Raw genomic sequence first — 5,761 nt, 5'->3', positions numbered from 1 at the left:
CGGCCGTGGACCAGAACTCGGCCTCGACCATGGGCTCGTCGGCCTGCTTCGGGGGGCGCACGGTCCACAGCATGGCGGCCACAAGCAGCCCGTGCGCTGCCGCGGCCAGGGCCCACGAGCGCGTGCGGCCGCGCGTGCGCGGCGGTGCGAACTGGTCGTGGTCTTGCAGGTTGGGCATGGGATCGAAGGCGGGCGGCGCTGCTTACTGGGAGGACTTGACGCCGAAGGCCACGCGCTTGACGCCGGCCGACTGCAGGGCCGACATGGCGGCCATCACGGTCTCGAAGGGCAGCTTCTTGTCCGCCGAAATCAGCACGGCGCTGTCGTCGCTTTGCTGGTCCTGCCAGCTCCTGGCGGCTGCGCCCAGCTCCTTGAGCGTGACGGTTTTGTCGGTGCTGCCGGCCTTGATGCGGATGCCGCCGTCCTTGTCGATCATCACGTCGGCGCGCTTCGGGGGCGTGCGCGCGGCCTTGCCGGCACTGGGCACGTTGATGGAGCCCGGCGTGAGCATGGGCGCCGTCACCATGAAGATGATGAGCAGCACCAGCATCACGTCGATGAAGGGCACCATGTTGATCTCGTTGACGGTGCGGCGGCTGCGGCCGCCGCGCGAGGCTACTGCGGGCATGTGCTCACTCCTTGCTGGCTTTGAGCGACTTCAATGGCCGGACGGGGTGCTGGAGCCGGTCGCACCCACGTTGCGCTGCAGGATGTTGGAGAACTCTTCGATGAAGGTTTCCTGCTGGCTGGCCACGCGGTCGATCTGGTGGGCATAGCGGTTGTAGGCCGTGACGGCCGGGATGGCGGCGAACAGGCCCATGGCCGTGGCCACCAGCGCCTCGGCAATGCCGGGGGCCACGGTGGCCAGCGTGATCTGCTCCATGTTGGCAAAGCCGGTGAAGGCGTGCATCACGCCCCAGACCGTGCCGAACAGGCCGATGTAGGGAGAGACCGAGCCCACGGTGCCCAGGAAGGACAGGCCCGACTCGACCTCGTCCATCTCGCGCTGGAAGCTGGCGCGCATGGCGCGGCGGGTGCCGTCCATCAACTGGTTCACATCGGCGATGCGGCGCTCGCGCAGCTTCTGGTACTCGCGCATGCCGCTGGCGAAGATGCGTTCCATGGGGCCGCCCTGCTTGGCATGGTGGGCGGCCGAGGCGTAGAGATCGTTGAGGCTGGTGCCCGACCAGAAGTCCTGCTCGAAGCCGTCGTTGAGCGAGCGCACGCGCTTCAAGGTCTGCGACTTGCGGAAGATGGTGGCCCAGCTGGCCACCGAGGCGCCCACGAGGATCAGCATGACCAGCTGCACGACCCAGCTGGCCTGCAGCACGAGGCTGAGTATGGACATGTCATGGGAGTTCATGAGAGTTGCTCCAGGATGCGGTTCGGAATTCTTGCGGGGCGCATGGTCGAGCCATCCACCCATCCAATGCGGATCGTGCCTTCGCACAACAGGGGCGGCGGCGCATTGCCATCGCCGGCGGATGCCAGCAGCGCCTGCTGCCGTATTGTCAGCGAAGCGCGCCCGCTGCTTTGCAGCTCGGCGGTAACAAGGAGTTGGTCATCGAGCCGGGCCGCCCGCAGGTATTGCAGCTGGGCCTGGGTTACGACAAACATGCCGCCCGTTTGTTCCCGCAACTGCTGCTGGCCTATGCCCAGGGCGCGCAGCCACTCGGTGCGGGCACGCTCGAAGAACTTCAGATAGTTGGCGTAGAACACGATGCCGCCGGCATCGGTGTCCTCCCAGTAGACGCGGATGGGAAATTCGAAGGCCATGTGCGGCGGGCCTCAGGCCAGCAGGCGCTGCAGGCGGCGCACGGCCTCCTGCAGCTGTTCCATGGAGTTGGCCGTGGAAAAGCGCACGAAGTCGGCGGTCTCGAACGTGCCGAAGTCGCGGCCCGGCGTGATGGCCAGGTGGGCGCGCTCCATGACGGCGTAGGCAAAGTCCCAGCTGCCCTGGACGCCGAGCTTGGCGGCAGCGGCACGGCAGTCGGCCCAGGCGTAGAAGGCGCCGTCGGGCTGCACGGGCACGGGCAGGCCCAGGGCCTCGAGCGCGGGGATGAAGAAGTCGCGCCGGGCCTTGAATTCGGCGCGGCGGCGTTCGTACTCGGCAATGGACTCGGGCTCGAAGCAGGCCAGGGCGGCGCGCTGCGAGACGGTGCTGGCGCAGATGAAGAGGTTCTGCGCCACGCGCTCGACCACGGGCACCATGGCCTCGGGCACCACCATCCAGCCCAGGCGCCAGCCCGTCATGTTGAAGTACTTGCTGAAGCTGTTGATGCTGATCACGTCCTCGCCCAGCGCCAGCGCGGTCTGGCCGAAGGCGTCGTCATGCGACAGGCCCAGGTAGATCTCGTCGATGATGGTCAGCCCGTCCCGGGCGCGCACCACGTCGAGGATGCGGCGCAGCTCGGCCGGCGCAATCGAGGTGCCGGTGGGATTGGAGGGCGAGGCCAGCAGCACGCCGCGCGTGTGCTCGTTCCAGGCGGCCTCGACCTTGTCGGCGCTCAACTGGTAGCGTTCGGCTGCCGTGGTCGGCACCATCACGGCCCGGCCTTCGGCTGCGCTCACGAAGTGGCGGTTGCAGGGATAGCTGGGGTCGGGCATGAGGATTTCGTCGCCCGCGTCGATGGTCGCCAGGCAGGCCAGCTGCAGCGCGGCCGAGGCGCCGGCCGTGACCACGATGCGCCGCGCCGGCACATCCACGCCGAAGCGCTGCGCATACCAGTGGCTGATGCGCTCGCGCAGCTGGGGCAGGCCCAGGGCCGGCGTGTACTGCGTGGCGCCATCCTGCACGGCGCGCGCTGCGGCCTCCTGCACCAGCGGGGGCGCGGTGAAGTCGGGCTCGCCGATGTTCAGGAAGATCATCGGCGTGTCGCTGTCCGCGCAGCCGCGCGCCATCTCCTGCGCCGCCTTGGCGATCTCCATCACGTAAAAGGGCTCAATGCGGTCGGCGCGGGTCGAAAACTTCATGACGGGTGAAATCCTGGAAGAGGCGCCCGCGCCCGGCAGGCGCGGGCCGGCCATGGATGGCCGGATGCGGCGGGGCCTGTGCCCCGAAGACCCGAGGCGCGGCGTCAGCCGGCGGCCTGGTCGGCAGCGTCGTCTGCTGCTGCGTCCGTGGCGGCATCTGCTGCCGCGTCGGTGGCCGTGTCTGCCTTGGCGGCGGCGGGCTGCGCGGGCGCGGAGCCCTTGCCCGCACGGTCATGCTCGACTTCGGCCGCACGCAGCGTGGGAGCCAGGCCGTTGAGCACGGCGTTCACGTATTTGTGGCCGTCGGTGCCGCCGAATTCCTTGGCCAGCTCGATGCACTCGTTGAGCACCACGCGCCAGGGCACGTCGGGGCAGTGCTGGAATTCATACACGCCGATCCACATGCTGGCGTGCTCGATGGGCGAGATCTCGGCCATGGTGCGGTCCAGCTTGGGGGCGATCAGCGCGTCCAGATCCACCTGGGAGTTGATGCAGCCGCGCAGCAGCGCGTCGTAGTGCACCGAGTCGGCCTTGTGAAAGCCGGACAGGTCGCGCGTGAAGCGGTCGATGGCCTCCACGTCGTTGCCGCCCACCAGGTGCTGGTACAGCGCCTGCAGCGCGAATTCACGCGCGCGGCTGCGGTTGGACTTGGAGGCGGCCTTGCGCGCGCCGGTGCTGGTCAGGCCGCCGCGGCTTTGGCGGGGAGGGCGGCCCGAGGCCGGTGTGGATTGTTCGTCGCTCATGTTCGGGCTATGGTTTGGAGCAGGTTGGCCATCTCCACGGCGACCCGGGCCGCGTCGCGTCCCTTTTCGGTCTGGCGCGCGATGGCCTGCTCCGTGTTCTCGGTGGTGATGATCGCGTTGGCGATCGGCAGCTGGTAGTCCAGGGCCAGGCGCGTGACACCCGCGCCCGATTCGTTGGCCACCAGCTCGAAGTGGTATGTCTCCCCACGGATGATGCAGCCCAGCGCCACCAGGGCGTCGTACCGGTCGGACTCGGCCATCGCCTGCAGCGCCACGGGCACTTCCAGGGCGCCGGGCACGGTGACGTGGTCGATGTTTCCGGCCTGCACGCCCAGGGCCAGCAGCTCTTCGCGGCAGGCCTGGGTCAGGCTGTTGGTGATGCTTTCATTGAAGCGGGCCTGGACGATGCCGACGCGCAGCTGCGCGCCGTCGAGGTTCTGGGCCTGGCCCTTTTCTGCGTTCAACATTTCTTATTCCTTGGGGATGTAGCCGCTGATTTCGAGGCCGTAGCCGGCCATGCTGGGCAGGCGGCGCGGCTGGCCCATGAGCTGCATGCGCTGCACGCCGCATTCGCGCAGGATCTGCGCGCCCACGCCATAGGTGCGCAGGTCCATGCGGCCGCGCTCGGGAGCCTGGGCGGCACGGGCGCTGCCGTCGAACTGGGCCATGAGCTGGTCGCCGGTCTCGCCGCAGTTGAGCAGCACGGCCACGCCGTGGCCCTGGCGGGCGATGTATTCGAGGCTGGAGTCCAGGCTCCAGGAGTGCAGGGTGCGGCCGGTCTCCAGCGCATCCAGCACCGACAGCGGCTCATGCACGCGCACGGGCACGGGGGTGTCGGCTTCCCACTGGCCCTTGACCAGGGCCAGGTGCACGGATTGGCTGGGCAGGTCGCGGAAGGCATGGGCGATGAACTCGCCATGCGCCGTCTGCAGCGGGCGCGTGCCGACCTTGCTGAGCAGGGATTCGTTGCGGCTGCGGTACTGGATCAGGTCGGCGATGGTGCCGATCTTCAGGCCGTGCTCGGCAGCGAACAGCTGCAGGTCGGGCAGGCGGGCCATGGTGCCGTCGTCCTTCATGATCTCGCAGATCACGGCGGCGGGGCTGCAGCCGGCCAGGGCGGCGAAGTCGCAGCCGGCCTCGGTATGGCCGGCGCGCATGAGCACGCCGCCGTCGACGGCCTGCAGCGGGAAGATATGGCCGGGCTGGACCAGATCCGTGGGCTTGGAGTCCTTGGCCACGGCGGCCTGCACGGTGCGCGCGCGGTCGGCGGCGGAGATGCCGGTGGTCACGCCCTCGGCCGCTTCGATGGAGACGGTGAAGGCCGTGCTGTACACGGTGCCGTTGCGCGCGGCCATGGGCGGCAGCTTCAGGTATTCGCAGCGCTCGCGCGTGAGCGTCAGGCAGATCAGGCCGCGGCCGAAGCGCGCCATGAAGTTGATCGCCTCGGGGGTGACATGGTCGGCGGCCAGCACCAGGTCGCCTTCGTTCTCGCGGTCTTCCTCATCGACGAGGATGACCATGCGGCCCGCGCGCATGTCGGCAATGATGTCTTCCACCGGCGAGATGGGCACGGGGGACGTGGAGTTGTTCATGGAGTGCCTTCTGGAGGAGCCGGGTCGTGCGGACGGGGCGCGGCACACGCGCCGGCTCCCTCGGCCTGGCAGGCGTCAGAAGTGGGCTTCCAAAGAACGTGTGGCGCGGCGCAGCCGCTGTCGGCAATCGGCATGACCCGGAATGACCTTGCGAAAGCGCACATTCTATTCCAGCGGCCATCGGCCGCAGGCGGCGCGGGCTTTGGCCGGATTCAGGGGCCGGGGTCCTGCAGCACCACATCGCCTTCGGGATAGGCGATGCAGGGCAGCACGCAGCCCTCGGCCCGTTCCTCGCGCGTCACGCCCGGCCATTCGATCTCGTAGCGCACGCTGCCCGAGACCAACTGCCCGATGCAGGTGCGGCAGGTGCCGTTGCGGCAGGAACTGGGCCAGTCCACGCCGCCCTGCTCCAGCGAGTGCAACAGCGGCTGGTCCGCCCAGGCATCGACCTGC

The 5,761-nt window shown here is 68.8% G+C and carries 8 protein-coding genes and 1 pseudogene; all 9 read right to left on the bottom strand.

All coding sequences use genetic code 11. The annotated features are described in order from the left end of the window. Positions 1-178: pseudogene (locus tag INR38_RS28975) on the bottom strand (protein TolA); the annotation flags it as partial. Positions 179-202: 24 nt separating this feature from the next. Beyond that, on the bottom strand, positions 203-628 hold the full coding sequence (locus tag INR38_RS28485; RefSeq protein ID WP_012204381.1) for an ExbD/TolR family protein: 426 nt from the start codon (positions 626-628) through the stop codon (positions 203-205). Positions 629-658: 30 nt separating this feature from the next. Next, complete coding sequence (tolQ, locus tag INR38_RS28480; RefSeq protein WP_012204382.1) at positions 659-1,363, bottom strand: protein TolQ; 705 nt, start codon at positions 1,361-1,363, stop codon at positions 659-661. Beyond that, entirely contained in the window at positions 1,360-1,776 is a 417-nt protein-coding gene (gene ybgC / locus INR38_RS28475; RefSeq protein ID WP_016450455.1) for a tol-pal system-associated acyl-CoA thioesterase, read from the bottom strand. The genes tolQ and ybgC overlap by 4 nt, the downstream gene beginning before the upstream one ends. 12 nt (positions 1,777-1,788) lie before the next feature. Continuing rightward, positions 1,789-2,973 carry a pyridoxal phosphate-dependent aminotransferase gene (locus INR38_RS28470; protein ID WP_207444603.1) on the bottom strand — a complete coding sequence of 395 codons (1,185 nt, stop codon included), beginning with the start codon at positions 2,971-2,973 and terminating at the stop codon, positions 1,789-1,791. A 104-nt stretch (positions 2,974-3,077) separates the two neighbouring features. Next, on the bottom strand, positions 3,078-3,716 hold the full coding sequence (gene nusB, locus INR38_RS28465; RefSeq protein ID WP_043819560.1) for a transcription antitermination factor NusB: 639 nt from the start codon (positions 3,714-3,716) through the stop codon (positions 3,078-3,080). Continuing rightward, positions 3,713-4,183 carry a 6,7-dimethyl-8-ribityllumazine synthase gene (ribH, locus tag INR38_RS28460; RefSeq protein WP_012204386.1) on the bottom strand — a complete coding sequence of 157 codons (471 nt, stop codon included), beginning with the start codon at positions 4,181-4,183 and terminating at the stop codon, positions 3,713-3,715. The genes nusB and ribH overlap by 4 nt, the downstream gene beginning before the upstream one ends. A 3-nt stretch (positions 4,184-4,186) precedes the next feature. Beyond that, positions 4,187-5,308 carry a bifunctional 3,4-dihydroxy-2-butanone-4-phosphate synthase/GTP cyclohydrolase II gene (ribBA, locus tag INR38_RS28455; protein ID WP_013803408.1) on the bottom strand — a complete coding sequence of 374 codons (1,122 nt, stop codon included), beginning with the start codon at positions 5,306-5,308 and terminating at the stop codon, positions 4,187-4,189. Positions 5,309-5,520: 212 nt separating this feature from the next. Then, positions 5,521-5,761, bottom strand: a 241-nt coding sequence (locus INR38_RS28450; protein WP_207476064.1) for a 2Fe-2S iron-sulfur cluster binding domain-containing protein, incomplete at its 5' end; no start/stop codon positions are given.

Source organism: Delftia sp. SD018, from assembly GCF_017355445.1.
Classification (GTDB): domain Bacteria; phylum Pseudomonadota; class Gammaproteobacteria; order Burkholderiales; family Burkholderiaceae_C; genus Comamonas; species Comamonas acidovorans.
The sequence above is the reverse complement of the archived record's forward strand: the minus strand, read 5'-3'. Positions and strand labels throughout refer to the sequence as shown.

Excerpts from the sequence above, each read along its gene's own strand:
- ribBA (WP_013803408.1), bottom strand. The coding sequence starts at position 5,308 with ATGAACAACTCCACGTCCCCCGTGCCCATCTCGCCGGTGGAAGACATC.
- ribH (WP_012204386.1), bottom strand. The coding sequence starts at position 4,183 with ATGTTGAACGCAGAAAAGGGCCAGGCCCAGAACCTCGACGGCGCGCAG.
- tolQ (WP_012204382.1), bottom strand. The coding sequence starts at position 1,363 with ATGAACTCCCATGACATGTCCATACTCAGCCTCGTGCTGCAGGCCAGC.
- nusB (WP_043819560.1), bottom strand. The coding sequence starts at position 3,716 with ATGAGCGACGAACAATCCACACCGGCCTCGGGCCGCCCTCCCCGCCAA.
- INR38_RS28470 (WP_207444603.1), bottom strand. The coding sequence starts at position 2,973 with ATGAAGTTTTCGACCCGCGCCGACCGCATTGAGCCCTTTTACGTGATG.
- INR38_RS28485 (WP_012204381.1), bottom strand. The coding sequence starts at position 628 with ATGCCCGCAGTAGCCTCGCGCGGCGGCCGCAGCCGCCGCACCGTCAAC.
- ybgC (WP_016450455.1), bottom strand. The coding sequence starts at position 1,776 with ATGGCCTTCGAATTTCCCATCCGCGTCTACTGGGAGGACACCGATGCC.